The organism is Streptomyces sp. NPDC057654 (assembly GCF_042800135.1).
Taxonomy (GTDB): Bacteria; Actinomycetota; Actinomycetes; order Streptomycetales; family Streptomycetaceae; genus Streptomyces.
This window is the reverse complement of the sequence record NZ_JBHVHQ010001189.1, coordinates 1-2,010: the sequence shown is the minus strand read 5'-3', so window position 1 is coordinate 2,010 and position 2,010 is coordinate 1. Positions and strand designations below refer to the sequence as shown.

The window sequence follows — 2,010 nt, the reverse complement described above, 5'->3', positions numbered from 1 at the left end:
GGCCTGAGGCGTACGCGCCCGCCGAGTCCGCGGCGCACTCCGCCTCCGGCCCGCGCCTCAGGCCCCGCCTCAGACCCCCGCCTCCCGCGAGGTCAGCGGTTCAACCGCCGCCCGCATCTTGCCGCGCAGCCACCGGGACGCGGGGTCGGCGTCGAGGCGGTGGTGCCAGCGAAATTCGACCTGGGCCGACGGGAGGTCCAGGGGGATAGTGTGCCAGCGGAACGGGACGCGGCGTTCGACCAGGTGCTGCGCCAGGAGGAGAGGGACGAGGCAGACGACGTTCTCCTCCAGCGCCATGAGGACCGCGACCGCGTACGACGGTACGACCGCGCTGACCGTACGGGCGCGGCCCAGACGGTGCAGGGCCTCGTCCAGCGGGCCGCGGGCGAGGCCGCGGCGGGAGGCGGAGATGTGCGGGTGGGCGCACAGGTCGTCGATCGTCAGGTGCGGGGCCCGGCCCAGCGCGGAGTCGGCGGCGACCAGGGCGACGAAGTGGTCGGCGAAGAGCGGTTCCGTGTGCAGGTCGGGCGGGGGCGGCCCGGCCACGCCGACGTCCAGGTCGAGCGAGCCGTCCCGCAGCGGGTCGGCCTCCTTGGAGTCCTGGGCCACGAACCGCAGACGGACCCGCGGCGCCTCGGCCGCGACGAGACGGGTGAGGCGGGGCGCGAGGACGGGGGTGAGACCGTCGTTGACGCGGATGGCGAAGGTCCGCCGCCAGGCGCCGGGGTCATTGCCCGCGGGGTCGGCCCGCAGGCCGGACGCCTCCTCCAGCAGCGCCTTGACCCTGGCGGCGGAGCGCTGGGCGAACGGGGTGGGGACCAGGCCGCGGCCCGCGCGTACGAGGATCTGATCGTTCATCGCCCGCCGCAGCCGCCCCAGGGCTCTGCTCGTCGCCGGAGCGGAAAGATGGAGGCGAGCAGAGGCCGCCGTCACGCTCCTGGTGTCCATCAACGCGTCGAACACGCGCAACAGGTTGAGATCCAGCTGCTCGGCCATGAGGCATACGTCCTTGCGATACGTCCTGGTCAATGAGCGATTGCGCTCAGCGCAAAGCTTGAGTGCAAAGCTTGCACTGGACATCATTCCATCCCCGTTTGAGACTGAATAACTGACTGATTGCTTGCCACGACAGAGAGCGGCAGGAAGCGGCAGGAAGCGCTAGGAAGCGACAGGAGTGGACAGTCATGGCCAGGACCAGGACCAGGACCAGGACCAGGACCGTACGACCGACTGCCTTCGGTACACCGGAAGTCCTTGAGGTCGCGCAGACGCCCGTACCTCTCCCGGCCGCCGACGGCGTCGTCGTGCGCGTCCACGCGGCGGGGGTCAACCCCATCGACTGGAAGCTGTACAGCGGCGCCTTCCACGCCGTGGACGACCAGCACAAGGAGTCCGCCGGTGTCGCCGCCGCGCCGCTGCCACAACTCGGTCTGGAGTGCGCGGGAGTTGTCACGGACGTGGGCCCGGAGGCGAGCGGCGGGGCCCGGGTCGGCGACGAGGTCATCGTCTACCCGGCCACCGGCGCCTACGCCGATCACGTCGCCGCGCCCGTCACCTCGCTGATCCCCAAACCGCCCGGTCTGGGCTGGTACGAAGCCGGGGCGCTGATGCTCGCCGGCACCACCGCGGCGCACACCCTGCACGCCACGGCCGTGGGCAAGGGCGACACCGTCCTCGTACACGGCGGCTCCGGCGGGGTGGGGCTGATGGCCGTACAACTGGCCGCCGCTCTCGGCGCGACGGTGATCGCCACCGCCGCCGAACGCAATCACGAACTGCTCCGCGGCCTCGGCGCCCTTCCCGTGCGGTACGGGACCGGGCTGCTCGACCGCGTACGAGCCGTGGCGCCCGATGGCGTCACCGCCGCGATCGACTGCGTCGGCACCGACGAAGCCCTCGATACCTCCGTGGAATTGGTGGCCGACCGGCAGCGCATCGCCTCGATCACCGGTACCGACCGCCGCGTCGCCGCCGGAATCAAGGTCATCGGCAACGGGCCCGGGCAGGACG

The 2,010-nt window shown here is 71.9% G+C and carries 2 protein-coding genes; one reads left to right on the top strand and one right to left on the bottom strand.

From position 1 onward, the window contains the following. Positions 1 to 69: 69 nt before the first annotated feature. Positions 70 to 996, bottom strand: coding sequence for a LysR family transcriptional regulator (locus ACFU99_RS41875; RefSeq protein ID WP_384403552.1), 927 nt, complete (start codon positions 994 to 996; stop codon positions 70 to 72). Between the two features lie 188 nt (positions 997 to 1,184). On the opposite strand from ACFU99_RS41875, the gene ACFU99_RS41870 reads away from it, so the two are divergent. Then, a partial coding sequence (locus ACFU99_RS41870; protein ID WP_384403549.1) for an NADP-dependent oxidoreductase occupies positions 1,185 to 2,010 on the top strand: 826 nt, incomplete at its 3' end.

Excerpts from the sequence above, each read along its gene's own strand:
- ACFU99_RS41875 (WP_384403552.1), bottom strand. The coding sequence starts at position 996 with ATGGCCGAGCAGCTGGATCTCAACCTGTTGCGCGTGTTCGACGCGTTG.